The following is a 19,284-nucleotide window of genomic DNA, read 5'->3' on the forward strand; positions in this document are numbered from 1 at the left end:
AAGGCGCCCCGTGAACACGCACGAACCGCTCAGCCAGCCGGAGGTGCAGGGCTTCGCCGCCCTGGCCGCCCGGCTGGCCGACAACGTCAACGCGGTCGTGCTGGGCAAGCCGCAGGTGGTCCGGCTGGCGCTGACCGCGCTGTTCGCGCAGGGGCACGTGTTGCTGGAGGACGTGCCCGGGGTCGGCAAGACCACGCTCGCCCGGGCGGTCGCGGCCACCGTGCAGGGCGAGTGGCGACGGATCCAGTTCACCCCGGACCTGCTCCCCTCGGACGTGTCCGGGGTGACCATCTTCAACCAGGCCAGCCGCGGCTTCGAGTTCCACCCGGGGCCGGTGTTCGCGAACATCGTGATCGCCGACGAGATCAACCGGGCGTCCCCGAAGACCCAGTCGGCGCTGCTGGAGGTGATGGAGGAACGCACCGTCACGGTGGACGGCGTACGCCACCCGGTGCCGCAGCCGTTCCTGGTGGTGGCCACGCAGAACCCGGTCGAGATGGACGGCACCTACCGGCTGCCGGAGGCGCAGCTCGACCGGTTCCTGGTGAAGCTCTCCGTCGGCTATCCCGACGAGGCGGTCGAGGTGGAGGTGCTGCGCGGTGCCACGGTCCGCTCCCCCGACTCGCTGAGCGCGGTCACCGACACCGCCACGGTCGGCGAGATGGTGCAGATGGCCCGGCGGGTGCACATCGCCGAGCCGCTGTACGCGTACGCGGTGCGGCTGGCCGCGGCGACCCGTACCCATCCGCAGGTGCGGGTCGGGGTGAGTCCGCGCGGGGTGATCGCGTTGACGCGGGCGGCGTGCGCGTACGCGCTGATCGACGGTCGGGGCTGGATCATGCCGGAGGATCTGAAGGCGCTTGTCGAGCCGGTCTTCGCGCACCGGCTGCTGCTCACCCCGGACGCGCAGGTGCGGGGCGTCACGCCGGCCGAGGTGCTGCGCCAGGCGGTCGCCTCGGTGCCGGTGCCGCTGCCGTCGGGCCAGCCCGCCCCGGTGCACGGCTGAGCGTGGGGATCACCGCCCGGGGGATCGGGTTGCTCGTCGCCGCCCTGGTGCTGCTCGGCGTCGGCTTCCGGTACGCGTACCCGGAGCTGACCGTGCTCGGCGCGGCGGCCGGCGTCGCGGTCGGCTACGCCGGGGTGACCGCCGCCTGGCGGCCCCGGTTGACGGTGGCGCGGCGGGCCGACCCGGACCGGGTGGCCCGGGGCGAGCCGGCGGCGATGGAGCTGACCGTGCGCAACACCGGCCGGCTGCGGGCGGCGAACCTGGTCGCCGAGGACCGCTGCGCCGGCGCGCCGGTGCCGGTGCCGCTGCTGCGGTTGCGCCCGGGGCGGGACACGGTGGTGCGCTACCCGGTGCCGACGCACCGCCGGGGGGTGGTGCCGGTCGGTCCGCTGCGGGTGGTGCGCCGGGACCCGCTCGGACTGGTGGCGCTGGCCCGTGGCTACGGCGGCACGGTCGGAGTGTGGGTGCACCCGCGCATCCACCCGATGTCCGCGGTGCCCACCGGCGCCGGGCGCAGCCTGGACGGGCGCACCGACAGCGTGCCGCACGGGTCGATCACGTTCGACTCGCTGCGTGAGTACGTGGTCGGTGACGAGCTGCGCCGGGTGCACTGGCGGACCAGCGCCCGGGTGGGTGAGCTGATGGTGCGCGAGAACGTCGACACCAGCCTGCCGCGCCTCGTGGTGGTGCTGGACAACCGGGCAGCCGCGCATCCGGGGCGGGTGGCCGGGGTGGCGGAGTCGTTCGAGTCGGCGTGCGAGGCGGCGGCGTCGGTGGTGGCCGCGGCGGTGCGGGAGTCCCTCCCGGTGCACCTGCTGCTGGTCGCGCCGGCCGAGGCCGAGCCCGCCGGGGTGGCCGGGCCGCTGGATCGCCTCGCCGCGACCGAGCTGGCCGGCGGCGGGCCGGAGGTGCTGTCGGCGGCGACGGGCCGGCTGCGCCAGGACCGGCTCGGCGACACGCTGGTCTTCCTCACCGGGCCGGGCGCCGCCGACGAGCTGGGGCACGTGGGCGCGCTGCGCGGCGCGTACCCGTCGGTGGTGGTGGGGATGTTCGGCGCGGCGGCGCCGACGGCGGCCGGCGCGGCGGGCCTGGTGGTGCTGGACGCGGCCGACGGCGCGGCGTTCGCCGCCGAGTGGGACGGGATCCGCCGGTGGTGACCGGGACGCCGGCCCGGGAGTGGGCGGTCCGGGCGCTGCGGGCGGCGCCGGTGCCGGTGGCGCTGGTGGTGCTGGTCGCGCTCGCCGGCGTGGTGCTCGGCCGGGTGTACGCGGATCCGCTGCTGACCCGGCTGATGGTCGGCGCGGCGGTCGGTTCGGTGGCGGTCAGCGTGGCCGCCCGACGGTTGGCGTCGTGGCTGGTGGCGCCGCTGTCGGTGGCCGCGCTGGCCGGCTGGACGCTGCTGTCGCTGCGGCTGGCGGCGAGCCACGCGGCGCTGCCCGGCGGGCTGGGCGAGGTGGCCGCCGACGCCGCCCGCAACGCGATCCCCCGGCTGCTGACCGCGATGATCCCGGTGCAGCCGACGCCGGACACCGTGCTGGTCCCGGTGGTGGCCGCCTGGCTGGCCGGGCTGACCGCCGCCGAGGTGGCCCTGCGCGCCGGCCGGGTGCTGGCCGGGTACCTGCCGCCGGCGCTGCTCTACGCCGGCGCGCTCTACGTGGTCGGGCCGAACGCGGAGCCGGCGGTCGGCCCGACGGTGCTGTTCGCGGCCGTCGCGGCGGTCGGCCTGGCCGCGCCGGGACGCCGGCCCGGCCCGGCGGCGGACGCCGACCCGGTCGCCGGGCTCACCCCGGCGGTACGCGCGGCGGTGCGGCTGCGGCTGGCCGCGGCGAGCGCGGCCGGCCTGGCCCTGGTGGTGGCGCTGGCCGCGCTGCTCGCGCCGGTGGTCGCCGGTCAGGTCGACGCGCGTCCGGTCGACCCGCGCCGCTACGTGGAGCCGCCGCAGGTCGAGTCGCTGGACGAGAACCCGCTGATCCGGATCTCGGGTTGGGCGTTGAACCCGGACCAGCGGCTGCTCGACGTGCGCACGGTCGTCGGGCCGGCCGAGGGTGGGCCGCCCCGGATCCGGTTGGCGGTGCTCAGCGACTACGACGGGGTGACCTGGCGGGTCGGGGCCACGTACCGCAACGCGGGGCGGATCCTGCCGGCGGTCGAGCCCGCGCCGGGGGCCACCACCGAGGCGGTGCGCCAGGAGATAACTGTGGGCGACCTGACCGGGCGGCTGCTGCCGGCGGTGCCGACGCCGCGCGAGGTGGGTGGCGCGCGGGTGGCGTACGACCCGGCGAGCGGGACGCTGATCCGCCCGGAGGGGCTCGTGCCGGGGCTGCGGTACGAGGTGTCCTCGGTGCGGGAGCGCCCGGATGTGAACCTGGTGAGCACCGCGAACGTGCCGGCCGGCGACGCGGTGGCGCGGGTGCTGCGGGTGCCGGACGGGGCGCCGGAGCAGTTGCGCCGGCTGGCCGCCCAGCTCGCCGAGGCCAACGGCGCCCCGTACGCGCGGGCCGACGCGATCGCCACGTTCCTCGCCGAGCACTACCGGTTGACCGCGGACGCGCCCAGCGGGCACGCGTACCCGAATCTGACGTTCTTCCTGTTCGGGCCGCGTAACGGCGGCGGGCAGCGGGGCACCTCGGAGCAGTTCGCCGCCGCGTTCGCGGTGCTCGGCCGGCTCGCCGGGCTGCCCACCCGGGTGGTGGTGGGGTTCGCGCCGAACGCGGACGGACCGGTGCGGGCCGCCGACGCGTACGCCTGGCCGGAGGTGCTGTTCGACGGCGTCGGCTGGGTGTCGTTCGATCCGATGCCGCGCCCGGACTCCGCGCCCCGCCCGGTGGAGGAGGACTTCCGGCCGCAGCCGGAGGAGCCGCCGCCGTCGGAGGTGCCGGCACCGACCGAGCAGCCCTCGGCCTCTCCCCCGGCCGCAGCGTCCGCGCCGGACCGGGCCCGCGGCGGCCCGGGTACGCCGGTGCTGGTGGGCGGCGGCGTCGGCGGTCTGCTGCTGGTGGTCGGCGCGGTGTTGGCGGCCCTGGCGGCGACGCGCCGCCGGTTGAGCCGGTCCCGGCTGGAGCGGGGTGCTCCCGGCGAGCGGGTCGCCGGCGCCTGGCGGGAGCTGACCGACGCGCTGCGGCTGGCCGGCCGCCCGGCCGGGTCGGACCTGGCGGCGGCGGAGGTCGCCGAGCGGGCCCGGAGGGCGCTGGCCGAGGCCCGCGCGGCGACCGGTGTGTCGCCGGCCGGCGACCGGGCTTCCGGCGACGAGGCTTCCGGCGACGAGGCGTCCGGTGGCGACGTCGGCGAGCTGGCCGGGTTGGTCAACCAGGTGGCCTTCGCCCCGGGCAGCACCACCGGGCAGCAGGCGGACCGGGCGGCGACGCTCGTCACCGCGTACGGGGAGGCGCTGCGCGACGCCCGGCCACGCTGGCGGCGGCTGTGGTGGCGGGTCCACCCGGGTCCGCTGCGCTGGCGGCGCTGACGCCCCGCGCACGCCGCGGGACCCGAGTGGTCGACGGCACGACGGGCAGGTCGGTGTCGGTGCGGACGCCCTTTCGAGCTGATAGCACAAACGACTCACGTCGGACGTGACCGGCTCCGGACGGGCAACACGGCGACGGCAGGCGACGGGCGGCGACGGACCGGGCCGGGCCCGGCGGCGGCTGGTCAGGAGTCGGCGGCGCGCAGCTTGCGAACGAGTTTGCGCAGGCCGGCCTGCCAGCCGTCCGGGTCCTCGGCGCGGCGGCGGGCGTAGTCGGCGACCTCCCGGTGGGGCAGGATGAGGAACCGTTCCTCGGCCAGCCCGGCGACGACCGCGTCGGCGACCTGGTCGGAGGTGAGGATCGCGCCGGACGCGGCGATCACCCGGGCGCCGAGGTGTCCCTCGGCGAGCCCGTCGGCGAGCATCGGGGTGTCCACACCCTGCGGGCAGAGCGCGCTGACCCGGATGCCGGCGTCCCGGTAGGTGATGGCCAGCCAGTCGGCGAGACCGACCGCCGCGTGCTTGGTGGCGGTGTAGGGCGCGTCCCCGACGGCGGTCAGCAGGCCGGCGGCCGAGCAGGTGAGCAGCAGGTGGCCCTGGCCCCGGCGCAGCATCCCGGGCAGCACCGCCCGGGCGCTGTGCAGGTGGCCGAGCACGTTGACCCGCCAGGCCCGATCCCAGTCGGCGTCGGGCGCGTCGAGGCCGCCGCCGGTGGCGACGCCCGCGTTGGCGCAGAACAGGTCGATCCGGCCGTGGCGGCGTTCGGTCTCGTCGACGAGCGCGCGGACCGCCACCTCGTCGGTGACGTCCAGCCCGACGCCGGCGGCCACCGGGCCGATCGCGTCGGCCGCCGCGCGGGCCGCGTCGGCGGCCAGGTCGGCGAGCACCACGGCGGCAGCGCCCTCGGCGGCGAAGCGGCGGCCCAGCGCCGCGCCGATGCCACCGGCCCCGCCGGTGATCACCACCACCCGGTCGGTCAGGTTCATCTCAGCTCCCGTCCTCGGCGCCGGCCCCGAGCCGGGGCAGCAGGTCGGCCCAGGCCGTCGCGCCGCCCTCGGTCGTCTCCGGGGTGGGCAGCACCGCCAGCACCGGCACGTCGACGCCGTGCGCGGCGTACCGGCGGGCGGCGGCCACGCACCGCTCGGGTGAGCCGTGCAGGATCAGTGCGTCGACCACGTCGTCGGGCACCGCGGCGGCGGCCCCGCGCCGGTCCCCGGCCGCCCAGGCCCGCCACATCTCGCCGAGCGTCTCCTGCCGGCCCAGCCAGCGGTGGAAGGCGGCGTACGCGGGCACGGTGAGATAGGCGGTGATCAGGCGGCGGCCCAGCGCGCGGGCGTACGCGGCGTCCTCGGTGGGGCAGACGAAGATCCGGGCGGCGACCTCGAAGCCGGGGCGGCGCTCCCCCAGCTCGGCGAGCGCGGTCGGCACGTCGTCGGCGGCGAGCCAGTTCAGGATCACCCCGTCGGCCTCGGCGGCGGCGAGCCGCAGCATGCCGGGGCGCAGCCCGGCCAGCAGCACCGGCGGTGGCACGGCCGGCGGGCGTTCCAGGGTGAACCGTCGGACCGTGAACGTGTCGTACGCCCCGTCGACGGTCTCGCCGCGCAGCGCCGCCCGCAGGAAGCGCAGCACGTCCCGGGTCCGCCGGTACGGCTCGTCGAACGGCACCGCGTTCCAGTCCCGCACCAGCACCGGCGAGGACGCGCCGACGCCCAGCGCGAAGCGGCCCGGCGCGGCCTCGGCCAGCGCGGCGGCGCTCATCGCCAGCAGCGCCGGCCCCCGGGTGAAGACCGGGGTGATCGCGGTGCCGAGGCGCAGCCGGGGCGTCCAGGCGGCGGCGAGCGCGAGCGGGGTGAACGCGTCCGTCCCGGCCACCTCCGACGACCAGACGTCGGTGAACCCGGCCCGGTCCAGCGTCGCGTAGACCTCGGCGTGGTCGGCGAGCGGCACGCCGCCCAGCGGCACGGTCATACCCCATCGTTTCGTCACCCGTCGATCGTGCCCGCCCGGCACCGCCGGAGCAAGATCGGGGGCGATCCGACCGATCCGCGCCGCCGCGGCCGGTGGGGGTGTTACGACTGCCGGGTGGACGCGATCGTGGACGGGGCACGGCGGTGAGGGTCGCCGAGCCCGCCGCGCTGCGCTCGGACGACGGCGACGGCGACCGGGCCACGTTCCTGGAGCTGTTCTTCGACCTGGTCTACGTGTTCGCGCTGACCCGGATCTCCGCGCGCGCCTTCGAGGACCTGGCGCTGGAGGGCGGCAAGACCACCTGGTCGGCGGTGACCGGCGGCGGGAAGACGTTGCTGCTGCTGATCGCGCTCTGGATGCTCTGGCAGGGCACCGCGTGGACCACCAGCCGCTACGACCCGTACCACCTGTGGTTGCAGGTCATCGTGATCACCGCCCTGGTGTCGGCGATGGTGATGGGGGTGGCGATCCCCCGCGCGTTCACCGGGAGCGGCCTGGCGTTCGCCGTCGCCTACGTGGTGGCGAACGTCGGCCGTTCGGCGATCCTGATGCTGGTGCTGCGCCGGCTCCAGTACCGCCGGCTGAAGCTGCGGATGCTGATCACGTACGTCGTCTCCGGGGTGCTCTGGCTGGTCGGCGCGGTGCTGCCCACCAACGCCCGGGTGGTGCTCTGGAGCGCCGCGCTGGTGGTGGAGTATCTGGGCAACCGGTTCGGCTGGCCGGTGCCCGGGCTGGGCCGCTCGACCATCTCGCGGTGGGACATCCACGGCCGGCACCTGGCCGAGCGGTACCAGCAGATCTACCTGGTGGCGATCGGCGAGACGATCCTGGTCGCCGGCCTGACCTACACCCGCGCGCCGAGCGGCTGGTCCAACATCGCCGCGTTCACCGCCGCGCTGGCCACCTCCGTGCTGCTGTGGCGGATCTACGTGCAGCGGGCCGGGCAGATCCTGGGCGAGGCGGTGACCGGGGCCGAGCACCCGGCCACCATCGGCCGCTCCGCCGCCGACACCCACCTGGTCATGGTGATCGGCGTGGTGGCCACCGCGATCGGCTACGAGCTGGCCGTCGAGCACCCCAGCGGGCACAACGAGCTGGCGTGGCTCGCCATGGTGCTGGGCGGGCCGGCGCTGTTCCTGGCCGGCCGGGCCCGCTTCGAGTACGAGGTGTTCGGCCGGGTCTCCCCGTCCCGGCTGGTGGCGATCGTCGCGCTGCTGCTGCCCGTGCCGTTGCTGGTGCACGTCCCGCTGCTCGTGGCGGCCGGGTACACGGTCGTGGTGCTGGCGGCGGTGGCGGTGGCCGACCTCCGGCGCGCCTGGGGCCGCCCGCCGGAGGCGCCCGCACCGCCGTTCTGACCGCGCCCGCACCGCTGTCCGACCGCCCGCGTCACCGTGCCGGCCGCGTCCGCCGCCTCCCGCCGGTGTGCCGACGCCGCGCCCGCCGCCGGGCTACGATCCGCGCGTGACGTTCTCGCTCGTCGCCCGCTCCGCCGACGGGCACCTGCACGGCGTGGCCGTGGCCAGCCGGTTCCTCGCCGCCGGGGCGCTGGTGCCGGCCGCCGAGGCACGGGTCGGGGCGGTCGCCACCCAGGCGCACGCCAACCTCGCCTACCGGGCGCAGGCGCTCGCGCTGCTACGCACCGGCGTCACCGCCGCCGACACGGTGGCCGGCCTGGTCGCCGCCGACCCGGGGCGTGACGACCGGCAGCTCGCCGTGGTCGGCGCCGCCGGGGCCGGGGCCACCTGGACCGGGCCGCGCTGTCATCCCTGGGCGGGTGGCCAGGCCGGCGACGGCTGGGCCGCGCAGGGCAACATCCTGAGCGGCCCGCAGGTGATCGACGCGCTGCGCGACGCCTGGCTCACCGGCGTCGATCTGCCGTTCCCGCAGCGGCTGCTGGCCGCGTTGACCGCCGGCGACCGGGCCGGCGGCGACCGGCGCGGCCGGCAGAGCGCCGCGTTGCTGGTGGTGCAGCGCCACGGCGGGTACGCCGGCACCGGCGACGAACTGGTGGACCTGCGGGTGGACGACCACCCGGACCCGGTCGCCGAGCTGCGCCGCCTGCTCGGCCTGCACACCATGATCTTCGGCCGGCCCGACCCGGCCACTCTGCGCGACCTCACCGGGCCGCTCGCCGTCGAGGTGGCGGAGTTGCTCGCCGCCGCCGGGCACCCGGTCGGCCCGGCCGGCCTGGACGACGCGCTCGCCGCCTGGTCCGGCCTGGAGAACCTGGAGGAGCGCTTCGTGCCGGGCCGGATCGACCCGATCGTGCTGGACCACCTGCGGCGCGGCGCGGCCGACCGGTCGGGTGCCGACGGAACCGCCGGGCCGGCGCCCGCAACCGGCTGAGCCGGCCCGCCCGCAACCGGCCGACCCGGCCCGCCCGCGACCGGCTGACCCGGCCGCCCGGCCGCCCGGCCGCCCGGCCGCCGACGGAACCGGCCGACCGGCGTCGGCGATCCGGCGACCGGCGTCGGCGATCGGGCGACCGGCTCAGCCGCCGAAGGCGAGTCGACGGATGCCGGCCGCCGCCAGCGCCGCCCGCTCCGCGTCGGTCAGCGGCAGCCGGCCGGTGGCCTTGCGCAGCACCGTGAGCGCGTCCCAGCCGAGCCGCTCGGGCACCGGCCGCCCGGCGGTGAGCACGTCGACCGTCACGGCCGCCGCGGTCGGGGCCGTCCAGGGCGGCCGGTCCAGCGCGTCGGCCAGGTCCAGGCCGTGCACCGCGAGCTCCACCACGCGGGTACGCAGGAACTCGGTCACCGCCATCGCGTCACCGTGCCGGGTGCGGACCACCCGGTCGGGCGGCTCGGCGGCCACCGCCGCGTCCGTGGCCCGCCAGGCCCGGCCGAACTCCCGTGCCCCGTCGGCCGCGCCGGGCAGTTCCCGGGCCGCCGCTCGGGCCCCGTCGATCCGGTCCCGGTCGACCGCGGGCGCGAACTTGGCCGCGTCGAAGTACCCGGCGGCGGTCACCTCGGCCCGGGGCGGCGCGGGCTCGGCCAGCATCCCGGCCAGACGGCCGGCGCCGGTGCGTACGTGGGCCAGCAGGTCCCGGACCCGCCACGGCGGGCACGGGGTGGGCCGGTCCAGCGCCGTCTCGTCGAGCCCGTGCAGGACCCGTTCCAGCCGCTCGCACTCGTCGCGGAACGCGGCCCGTACCGGCTCCATCCGGCCGCCTCAGCCCTTCCAGCGGGGCACCAGCCGGTGCACCAGGGCGAGCACCAGCGCGGCCACCACGGCGATCGTGCCGACGATGCCGGCCGCGCTGCCCGCGTACCCGATGAACAGCGGACGGCGGCCGAGTTCCTCGACGGCGACGGTGGACCGGTCCACCAGCCAGGACAACGCCAACGCGGAGGCCAGCAGCGCCACCGCGCCGCCGACCCCGAGCACGGCGGCGGCCAGCCGGTGCGCGTCGCCGGGCTCCACCACGGCCCGCTCCCGCTGGAAGACCAGCAGCACCAGCCCGGCCACCGCGGCCCAGGCACCGACCAGCAGGTACGCGGCGACCGCGTCGCTGGGTCGGTGCCAGCCGGCGGAGAGCGTGGCCACCCCGGCGGCGGCGGCGTAACCGGCGCCGAGGAACGCGCCCGCGACCCGCAACTGCCGGGGCAGCACCAGGATCAGCGCGACCGCCACCGAGGCCGCGATCGTGGTGTGCCCGCTGGGCAGGCTGTTGCCGGCGGCGGCCCGCTCCGGGTCGACACCGAACTCCGGTCGGGTGAGAACGTACTTGAGCACCTGGGTGCTGACGTTCGCGCCGGCGATCAGCAGCGTGGCGGTGACGGCGAGCGCCTTACGGCCCCGGATCAGCGCGATGAAGCCGATCACCGCGGTCGCGGCCAGCAGCGACACCACCGACATGGCGTTGAGGATGGTGTCCACCGGCCCGTCGACCCGGTCCTGGCCGATCTGGTTGCCGGTCAGGGCGACCGTGTCGAGCCACTGCCCCAACTCGGTGTGCACGGCGAACCGCCACACCACCAGAAACGCGGCCGTCTGGACCAAGGCCAGTACGACCAACCAGACCGCCGTCCAACCCCTCGCCGTCTCCCGCACCCGGACAACTTAGCGGTCGGGCCGGTGCGGCGCGCGGTGGAGGCCGGGCAAAAAAATAGTGGAGAGGCCGCCACGGGGGGAGCGGCCTCTCCGACAAATACGTTACTCCGTCCGCGCCACGGATGTGATCCCGTGGGGCGCTGATTTTTCGGTGCCTTTTCGCGCCATGGGTCGCCCCGGGCGGAGTGGTGGGCCGGTCCGTCCGCTGCGTCGGCCGGACGGCCGGCCCACCCGGCCTGACCGTGGGCGTCAGGCCGTCCGCCGACCCGGCCGCTCCGTTCCCCCATCGGCCGGGTCGGCCTCCTCCGTGGGCGGGGCCTCACCCGCCCACGGAGGAGTCGTCATCTCATCCCTGCGGGAAGTAGGTCCCGTAGTCGGCGTACGCCATGGCGACGTCCGCCTGCGCCCAGAACCGGTGGTAGTTGAAGACCGGCTCGGCGCCACCGTCCAGGTACGCCTGCACCTTCGGCCAGTCCGGGTCCTTCTTGTAGAAGGACCGGATGTCCAGGAAGCTCTTGCCGGCGGCGATCGCGTCACCGTTCGGCATCTTCCCGGTCCAGCCCGGCGGGACGTAGAGACCCTGACCGTCGGTGGCGTTGTAGACGTCGTCGAAGCGCTTGTAGTCGCCGCGCTTCTCCGGCATCGAGACGCCCTTGCTGTCGGCCGCCGCCGAGAGCGCGTCCAGCAGGCCCTTGGCGGTGTTCTTCGCCGCGGTGTTGCCGGACTTGGCCGCGTACGCGATGAGCGTGCGGGCGTAGGCGGCGGCGACGCCGACGTCCTGGCCCTTGACCGTCACCTCGACGTGCAGGTTGGTGTTCGGCTGCGGGCTGCTCGGGTTCCAGTTGGCCGGCTGACCGGTCCACTTCATGTCCGACGGGATGGACCAGTTGGCGCCCGTGGTGGTGTTGGCGATCGCCCACGGGACCCACTTGTCCAGCAGCGCCTTGGCCTTGGCGTTGCCGGTCTGCAGGTACAGCTCGGCGATGCGCTGCATCGACCAGGCCTGCATGCCGAACCACTGGTTCGACGGCGGGTCGTTGTAGACCGGGTCGACGTCGTAGAACATGCCGTAGAAGGTGGCGGTGCCGGCCGGCGGGGTGCCGTAGTTGCCGTCCCAGCTGTTGGTGGCGCCACCGGCGATGCCGCCCTCGGCGGACTGGAGCCAGGTGTAGAACTCCAGCTGCCGGTCCATGCTCTTCTGCCAGTCGGAGACCGCGGTCGGCGACTTCGGCTTCAGCTCCGACACGTTGGTCATCGCCCAGGCCGCGAACGGGTTCTGGTAGCCGAAGTGGCTGTGGCTGGAGCCGATCCGCCACGACCAGTTCTGCGACGTGTCGTACGCGCCACCCCAGGCGTAGTACCAGGAGAGCAGGTAGTGCGCCGAGTCACGACCGCTGCCGGCCGGGCAGGTGCTGGCCCCGACGCAGTTGCCGATCTTCTTGAAGTACTTGTCGAACAACGCGTAGCGCAGGTAGTCGCCCATCTTGGCGGCCTTGGCCACGGTGGCCGCCACGTCGGCCTCCTTGCCCTGCGCCTTGGCCCAGGTCAGGGCCCAGTACGCGGCCTGCACGGCGCGCGCGTCGGCGTCCGGCGCGTTGGTGTACTTCCACTGCTTGGCCGGGGCGTTGGACTCCTTGACGAACAGGTCGAGGTAGCCGTACTGGCCGCCGTGCTTGAACGTGTCGCAGGACGGCTGCGGCACGGTCTCCCACACCGACTCCTGGGTGCCCCGCTGGAACGTGTTGATGTAGGCCGGCTTGGTGGTGCCGTCGCCGCAGCGGCCGAAGCCGTAGGTGTTGTCCACGTCCATCAGCCAGTGCATGCCGTAGATGTCACCGGTGCCGTAGGTGGACTGGAGCTCCGAGCGCAGCGGGTCCTGGCCGACCGGGACGCTGGCCTCCAGCGCCGACGGGTACTGGCTGGGCAGGTTGTGCTCGGCGGCGTACTGCGGGGTGCCCGGCGCGCCGGCCGTGGGCTGATCCGCGTGCGACGGAATGATGTACTTCTCCATCACCGTCCACGAGTTGTTGAACGGGCTCCAGTTCTGGGTGACGCGGCCGTACTGGGCCTCCAGCCAGATCCAGAAGCTGAACGCCTCGGAGGTGGTCTCGTGCCCGTGGTCGGGCGCCTCCACGATCAGCGTCTCGACCGAGTGGTACGGCACGCCCTCGGGGCTGAAGTAGCCCGAGTTCTTGATCTTGCCGTACTGGTCGAGGAACTTCTTGATGTAGGCGTTGTCGCCGCCCGGGGAGTCGTTGTCGATCTCGGTGGCGACCACCGAGACCCCCGCGGCACCGGTCGCCGACGCGGCGATGGTGGCGGTGCCGCCGACCGTGTCCGCGTCCTCCGCCGCCGAGACGGTGGCGGTGACGCCGGTGCTCCAGTTGCTCGGGGTGAGCGTCAGCGAGGCCGGCGAGACGGTGATGTCGCTGTCCCCGGTGACCGCGAGCGTCACCGGCACGTTGGCGGTGGGCGCCGAGCTGAGCGTGTACCGCACCGTGGCGCTGCCGCCCTCGTCGACGCTGACCGCCGACGGGGTGGCGACCAGCCTCGGCCCGGTGGCCGCGCCGACCGTGAACGACTTCTCCGCGATCGCGGTGCCGCCGGCGTTGTCGTACGCCTTGGCCTGCACGGTGTAGCTGCCGGCCGGCAGGCTCAGCAGGTCGTAGCCGTACGGGGCGGTGGTGTCGGTGTTGACCAGCAGGCCGTTGCGGTAGAACTCGACCTTGCTGATGGTGCCGTCGGCGTCGCTCGCGGTGGCGGTCAGCGGAACGTCCGCCGGCGCCGTGAACGGACCCGCCGGAACGCCGAGGGAGACCGACGGCGGCTGGTTGCTGGAAGCGCCGTTGCAGGCGACCCCGTTGAGCGTGAACGCGGTCGGCTTCGGGTTGCTGCCGCTGAAACTGCCGTTGAAGCCGATGCTGGTGGACGCGCCGGTGGGCAGGCTGCCGTTCCACGACTCGTTGGTCGCGGTCACGTCGCTGCCGCTCTGGCTCCACTTGGCCGACCAGCCCTGCGTCACGCGCTGGCTGCTGTTCGGGAACGCGAACTTCAGCGACCAGTTGTTCAGCGCGTCACCCAGGTTCTTGATGGTGACGGTGGCGGTGAACCCGGTGCTCCACTCGCTGGTCGCGTAGGTCACGTCGCAGGCGGGAGCGGCCTGGGCGGCGCTCGCGGGCAGGGTCACCCCGCCGATGGCGAGGGCGGTGGCGGCGAGCATCGCCGTGCGGCGACGTCTGGCCATGAGTCTCATGTGGGCGGTGTCTCCTCGGACCGGGCCGGGGCCGGGGCCCCGGCGGGGCGCCTCCACGCGTCGACGGGCGTACGCGGGGGGACGGAGGCGTCCGGAAAAGTGGTCGTCCCGGTCGTGCCGGGAATCGGGGCGCCGCACCGGATGTCCGGGTGCCCTCGGCGGCCCGCGCTCGCGAGAGTTGGCTCCACGTCGCGTGACGAGAGTGTGCCATGGAAGCGCTCCCACCACAATGTCCAGGGCAGATACCCACGTCCATGTTTCGATCTCGTTTAGGGGCTTTCACAAAGCCGTGACGGGCGTTACAGTCGCAGCATCGCCGATGGGAGCGCTTCCATCGACGGACATGTAAGTTACTGAATCGCCGGGGACACCCGTGCCCGGCTACCGGCCCAGTGGCCGGCGGCGAACCAGCCCGGACGCCGCCGCCGGCCCTCACCCGCCAAACGGAGGGAGGTGGAACCAGAGCCACTCGCGTGGCCCGGCTCCCGCGCGACACGCACGACGGACGCCAATTCCCAATCGTGCGTGTGTGCATCTCGGTGGGGACGGGGGTTGCCCTCCCCCGTCCCCACACTAAACCCCCGTTGTCGACGGCAAAAGAGGCCGACGGGACAGGCGTGACACGCCACCCGGACGGCCTTTCTCGCTATCTGCCCCACTCTCGCCGCTCGCCCCCAGCCCCCGAGCGACACCCGCCCACCCCATTCCGGCCGCCCGCCGGCCGCGCCGCCGCCCGCGCCGCGACCGCCGGATTCAAGGCCGGCCGCCTCCGGCCTATGCTGGGAGCGCTCCCGGCCCCGGGCGGCCCGTCACTTCGAGGAGAAGCCTCATGTCGTTACTCACCCGACGGCGCCTGCTCCGCCGCGCCGCCCTGTCCGCGAGCGCCGCCGGCGCGGCCCGGACCGGGCTCGCCGGTGCCACCGCGGCCGGGCTCGCCGGTGCCACCGCGGCCGGGGTCGCCGCCACCACCGCCCTCGGCGGCTGCGACAGCCCACCCGAGCGGCGCACCGACCCGGAGCCGGACCGCGGGCTGCGCTTCCCGCCCAACTTCGGCTGGGGCGCGGCGACCTCCGCGTACCAGATCGAGGGGGCCGCCAAGGAGGACGGGCGGGGTGAGTCCGTCTGGGACACCTTCAGCCGCACCCCGGGACGCACCCGCAACGGCGACACCGGCGACGTCGCGGCCGACCACTACCACCGGTACGCCCAGGACCTCGACCTGATGCGCGACCTGGGGCTGCGCAGCTACCGGTTCTCCATCTCCTGGCCGCGCATCCAGGCCGACGGCTCCGGCCGCCCGAACCAGCGTGGCCTCGACTTCTACCGCCGGATCGTGGACGGCCTGCACGAGCGCGGCATCGCGCCGATGGCCACGCTGTTCCACTGGGACCTCCCCCAGGCGCTCCAGGACGACGGCGGCTGGGAGAACCGCGACACCGCCGAGCGCTTCGCCGACTACGCCGACGCGGTGTTCCGCGCGCTCGGCGAGCGGGTGCCGGTCTGGCTGACCATCAACGAGCCGAAGACCGTGGTGCAGAACGGCTACCTCACCGGCCACCACGCCCCCGGCCACCGGGACCCGGCGGCGGCGTACCTGGTCGCCCACCACCTCCAGCTCGCCCACGGCCTCGCCGTGCAGGCGCTGCGCGCCTCCGGCGTGCCCGGACGCATCGGCCCCGCGCTCAACCTGCACCCCTGCTACCCGGCCGACGAGACCGCCGAGGCGGCCGCCGCGACCCGGCTCCACGACGGCTACGAGAACCGCCTCTATCTCGACTCCGTCTTCAAGGGCGAGTACCCGCGGGACGTGCTGGCCGACCTGGGGCCGGACAGCCGGATGGTCCGGGGCATCCGGGACGGCGATCTGAAGATCATCTCCAGCCCGGTGGACCTGCTCGCGGTGCAGTACTACACCCCGCTCTACGTCACCGGCAGCGGCGACACGATCCAGAAGTGGCCCACCTCCGAGGCCGGCTGGCAGCAGATCTACCCCGAGGGCCTGTACGACACGCTGACCCGGGTCACCCGCGACTACGGCCGGGTGCCGATCACCATCACCGAGAACGGCCTGCCCTGCCCGGACGCCCCCGGCCCGGACGGCACCATCGACGACGCCGGCCGGGTCGCCTTCCTGCGCGACCACTTCGCCGTCGCCCACCGCGCCATCCGGGACGGGGTGCCGCTGGAGAGCTACCACGTCTGGTCGCTGATGGACAACTTCGAGTGGAACGAGGGGTACGAGGAGCGCTGGGGCCTGATCTACGTGGACTACCCGACCCAGCGTCGGGTGTTCAAGCGCAGCGCCCACTGGTACCGCGACGTGATCCGCCGCAACGGACTCTAGTCGGGTGTGGCCCGGCCGGCGGCGTCGCCGGCCGGGTGCCCGGTCAACGCGGCAGCGCCTGGTTCGGCTCAGCGCGGCAGCGCCTGGTTCGGCTCAGCGCGGCAGCGCCTGTTGCAGCTCGGCCCGCAGCGCCGGGGTGAGCATCTCACCGGCCTGCTTGGCCAGCCGCGCCATCTCGTAGCCGACCACACCGATGTCGGCGTCACCGCCGGCCAGCGTGGCCAGGATCGAACCGTCCCGAATCTGCATCACCAGGAAGTAGCCGCGACCCATCTCGACCACGGTCTGCTTGACGACGTCACCGTCGAACATCTGGGCCGCGCCCGCGGTGATGCTCATCAGGCCCGACGTCACCGCGGCGAGCTTGTCCGCGTGGTCCCGCGGCAGGTGCGCGGAGATCGCCACCAGCAGCCCGTCGGAGGACACCACCACGGCGTGCGCCACACCCGGAACCCGCTCGGCGAACGCGTTCACCAACCAGCTCAGGTCCCGTGCCTCCTGGCTCAACGTCGTCACTGTCGTCGTCCCCCTTCGTCACGCGGCAGGTACATCTCGGTCGTCTCCTCGGCCTCGGCCCGGCGCACCCCGCCGTAGAAGCGGGACAGCATACCGCCGACCGCCTCCGGGTCCGGCTCGTGCCGTACCGCCGCGCGGTCCGGCCCGGCCGGCGAGGAGACCGCGGCGAGCTGGGCCATCGGCACGCGTACCGGCAGGCCGCGCTCGTTGGTCCCCCCGGTGACCGGCGTCCGGGCCGGCGCCGGCGTCACACCGAGCACCGACGACGTCGGTCCCTGGCGGGTGAACCAGCCGCCGCCGGCCGCCGCCCCGACGGCCGGGGCCAGCACGTCCTCGGCCCGGCCGGGCACCGGCCGGGGCCGCGGGGCCACGCGGGGCGGGCCGGCGGGCGCACCCGCCGGCGCGGCGGCGGGTGCCGGCTCCGCCACGTCGCCGAGCGGCCGGCCGGTCAACGGCGACACCGGCAGCGCCGGCTGCGGCGACTGGCCCGAGTGCGGCGACGGACCCGGCTGCGGCCGGAGCAGCGGCGACACCGGGTGCCGACCGGCCACCGGCAGCTCGGCGGTCGCCGCGCCGAGCGCGCGGGACGCCGCGGCGGCCTGGCCGGTCAGCATCCGCGCCGGCACCGGCGGGTCCAGCCCTGGCGCGGGCGCCTCGGCCAGCAGGTGGCCCGGGATCCGGACCTGGGTCACCAGGCCCTCCCCGCCGGCGCGCAACCGCACCCGCACCCCGTGCCGGGCGCCCAGGTGGCTCACCACGAACAGGCCCATCCGCTCGGAGGCGGACACGTCGGCCGCCGGCGGCGCGGCCAGCACCGCGTTCGCCTCGGCCAGCGCGGCCTGGCTCATGCCGAGCCCCTGGTCCACGATCTCCACCAACGCGCCCGGTCCGTCCGGCCCGACCACGACCCGCACCGCCGTGTCCGGGCGGGAGAACGCGGTGGCGTTCTCCAGCAGCTCCGCGAACAGGTGCACCAGGTCACCCACGGCGTGCCCGACCACGTGCAGGCCGGCACGGTTCTCGTGGCGCACCCGCTGGTACTGCTCGATCTCGGCGCTCGCCGCCAGCAGCACCGCGCCGAGCCCCACCGGGCGGTTCCACCGCCGGGTCGACTCGGAGCCGGCGAGCACCAGCAGGCTCTCGTCGTTGCGGCGCATGCGGGCGGCGAGGTGGTCCAGCTTGAACAGGTTCTCCAACTGGTCCGGGTCGCTCTCCTCACGCTCCAGGTCGTCCAGCAGCTCCAACTGCCGCTCGACGAGCACCTGACTGCGCCGGGCCAGGTTGACGAACATGGCGTTCACGTTGCGGCGCATCATCGCCTGCTCGACCGCGACGTCCACCGCGCTGCGGTGCACCGCCACGAACGCCTCCGCCAGTTCGCCCAGCTCGTCCTGCGAGTCGATCACCGCCGGCGGCACGTCGATGCGGTTCACCGGACGGTCCACCACCCGCAGCCGCTCCAGCGTCATCGGCAGCTCCACCTGCGCGATGCGCAACGCCTGGCCGCGCAACTGGCGCATGGCCCGGGCCACCGACCGGCCCACCAGCAGGGAGATGAGCACGGCGACCAGGAGCACCGCGACGATGCCGCCGGCCACCAGCAGCGTCTCGCGCAACTGCCGGGCGCTCGCGTCGTCGGCCCGGCCCACCGCGTCGTCGACGATCTCGCTCTCCAACTGGCGGAACAGCTCCTGCCGCTGCTCGGTGGCCGCCCACCACTGCGGCGCGGACAGCAGCGCCGGCGTCGCCTCGCCGGTCGGCAGCGTCCGCTCCTCCAACCGGGTGGCCGTGACGAAGGCCGGATCGACCGACGTCCGGTCGTAGCGGCGGATCTGGTCGGCGGTCGCCGCCACCCGGAACGCGCCCAACGCGGTGAGCTGCTGGGCCCGCAGGTCGCTGAGCGTCACCTGGGCGTCCGGCTCGTACCGGCCGGCGCGGGCGGCAGCGTACAGCTCGGCGCGGATCCGCGAGGACAGCTCCTTGACCCGGGCCAGCTGCACGTACCGCAGCACCGCCTCGGTCAGCGCCCGCCGCCCGTCCCCCGGCGACGGTTCGGCCAGCAGGTTGAGCAGCGCCGCGACGGCCCGGTGGTAGTTGCCGAGCACGGTGTCGCCGGAGAGCACCGCGGGCGGCACCGCGGCCCGGATGTTCACCACCTGGTCGTACGCCTCCAGCGCCTCCGAGTAGGAGACCCGCCAGGCGGCGTCCGCGTCGGCCAGCGGCTCGGCCGCGGTCCGCAGCTCGTCCACCGCCCGGTCGGTGGCCTCCTGCAACGGCCGCAGCGCGGCGACCGCGGCGTCCCGGTCGGCGCCGGTGCCGGACCGGCGCAACGCGGCCAGCTCACCGGCGGAGCGGTCCCGCTCCTGCTGGAGCCGGTCGACCACGGCGGTGATCTGCCGGCCGATGCCGACCTGCTCGGCGAAGTCGCTCAACGTCGTGGTCCGCCCCACCAGCCCCCGGGTCTGCACGCCGGCCAGCACCAGGAACGCCACCGAGGGGATCACCAGTACCGTGGCGAGCTTGGTGCTCAGCCGCCAGTCCCGCAGCCGCAACCCGGAGCGCCGCCGGTGCGGCGGTGGGGCCGCGCCGCGCACCGGGTCCGGACCTGCGCCCACGATTGCCTCCTCGTCCGACTCCACCACGCCGGGGAGCGGGCTCCATCAAACCAGGCCGACGGGCGG

13 protein-coding genes are annotated in these 19,284 nt (G+C 75.1%); 6 read left to right on the forward strand and 7 right to left on the reverse strand.

The window, feature by feature from the left end; all coding sequences use genetic code 11:
* Positions 1-10 precede the first annotated feature (10 nt).
* The 3 genes from AB0B02_RS30805 to AB0B02_RS30815 are packed head-to-tail and all read left to right on the forward strand — an operon-like array spanning position 11 to position 4,469.
* Positions 11-1,006, forward strand: a complete 996-nt coding sequence (locus tag AB0B02_RS30805) for a MoxR family ATPase (protein ID WP_107156932.1) — start codon at positions 11-13, stop codon at positions 1,004-1,006.
* 2 nt (positions 1,007-1,008) lie between these two features.
* Positions 1,009-2,163 (forward strand): DUF58 domain-containing protein, encoded by a 1,155-nt coding sequence (locus AB0B02_RS30810; protein ID WP_357306359.1) that lies wholly within the window; start codon positions 1,009-1,011, stop codon positions 2,161-2,163.
* Complete coding sequence (locus AB0B02_RS30815; protein ID WP_357306362.1) at positions 2,157-4,469, forward strand: DUF3488 and transglutaminase-like domain-containing protein; 2,313 nt, start codon at positions 2,157-2,159, stop codon at positions 4,467-4,469. The genes AB0B02_RS30810 and AB0B02_RS30815 overlap by 7 nt, the downstream gene beginning before the upstream one ends.
* Positions 4,470-4,654: 185 nt before the next feature.
* Here AB0B02_RS30815 and AB0B02_RS30820 read toward each other — a convergent pair whose 3' ends face one another.
* Complete coding sequence (locus AB0B02_RS30820; protein ID WP_357306365.1) at positions 4,655-5,455, reverse strand: SDR family oxidoreductase; 801 nt, start codon at positions 5,453-5,455, stop codon at positions 4,655-4,657.
* A 1-nt stretch (position 5,456) separates the two neighbouring features.
* Positions 5,457-6,437 (reverse strand): LLM class F420-dependent oxidoreductase, encoded by a 981-nt coding sequence (locus AB0B02_RS30825; RefSeq protein WP_281938854.1) that lies wholly within the window; start codon positions 6,435-6,437, stop codon positions 5,457-5,459.
* A gap of 143 nt (positions 6,438-6,580) precedes the next feature.
* On the opposite strand from AB0B02_RS30825, the gene AB0B02_RS30830 reads away from it, so the two are divergent.
* Together AB0B02_RS30830 and AB0B02_RS30835 are read left to right on the forward strand one after the other, a co-directional pair.
* A complete protein-coding gene (locus AB0B02_RS30830; protein ID WP_357306368.1) occupies positions 6,581-7,792 on the forward strand; it encodes a low temperature requirement protein A in 1,212 nt (403 codons plus the stop codon).
* A gap of 106 nt (positions 7,793-7,898) precedes the next feature.
* A complete protein-coding gene (locus AB0B02_RS30835; RefSeq protein ID WP_281938850.1) occupies positions 7,899-8,783 on the forward strand; it encodes a DUF1028 domain-containing protein in 885 nt (294 codons plus the stop codon).
* A gap of 144 nt (positions 8,784-8,927) precedes the next feature.
* On the opposite strand, the gene AB0B02_RS30840 is transcribed toward AB0B02_RS30835, so the two are convergent.
* The 3 genes from AB0B02_RS30840 to AB0B02_RS30850 form a co-directional block, all read right to left on the reverse strand.
* Positions 8,928-9,599, reverse strand: a complete 672-nt coding sequence (locus AB0B02_RS30840; protein WP_357306372.1) for a maleylpyruvate isomerase N-terminal domain-containing protein — start codon at positions 9,597-9,599, stop codon at positions 8,928-8,930.
* Between the two features lie 9 nt (positions 9,600-9,608).
* The gene (locus AB0B02_RS30845; RefSeq protein ID WP_281938848.1) at positions 9,609-10,490 is read right to left on the reverse strand and encodes a phosphatase PAP2 family protein; all 882 of its coding nucleotides are present in this window, start codon (positions 10,488-10,490) and stop codon (positions 9,609-9,611) included.
* A gap of 346 nt (positions 10,491-10,836) precedes the next feature.
* Positions 10,837-13,734, reverse strand: coding sequence for a glycoside hydrolase family 48 protein (locus tag AB0B02_RS30850; RefSeq protein ID WP_357306376.1), 2,898 nt, complete (start codon positions 13,732-13,734; stop codon positions 10,837-10,839).
* A gap of 838 nt (positions 13,735-14,572) precedes the next feature.
* On the opposite strand from AB0B02_RS30850, the gene AB0B02_RS30855 reads away from it, so the two are divergent.
* Positions 14,573-16,087 (forward strand): GH1 family beta-glucosidase, encoded by a 1,515-nt coding sequence (locus AB0B02_RS30855; protein ID WP_357306379.1) that lies wholly within the window; start codon positions 14,573-14,575, stop codon positions 16,085-16,087.
* Between the two features lie 93 nt (positions 16,088-16,180).
* Here AB0B02_RS30855 and AB0B02_RS30860 read toward each other — a convergent pair whose 3' ends face one another.
* Together AB0B02_RS30860 and AB0B02_RS30865 are read right to left on the reverse strand one after the other, a co-directional pair.
* A complete protein-coding gene (locus AB0B02_RS30860; RefSeq protein ID WP_217628637.1) occupies positions 16,181-16,594 on the reverse strand; it encodes a roadblock/LC7 domain-containing protein in 414 nt (137 codons plus the stop codon).
* Positions 16,595-16,599: 5 nt separating this feature from the next.
* Positions 16,600-19,218, reverse strand: coding sequence for a nitrate- and nitrite sensing domain-containing protein (locus AB0B02_RS30865; protein WP_357306383.1), 2,619 nt, complete (start codon positions 19,216-19,218; stop codon positions 16,600-16,602).
* Positions 19,219-19,284: the final 66 nt, after the last annotated feature.

The sequence above is a fragment of the Micromonospora sp. NPDC049240 genome, from assembly GCF_040647835.1.
Classification (GTDB): domain Bacteria; phylum Actinomycetota; class Actinomycetes; order Mycobacteriales; family Micromonosporaceae; genus Micromonospora.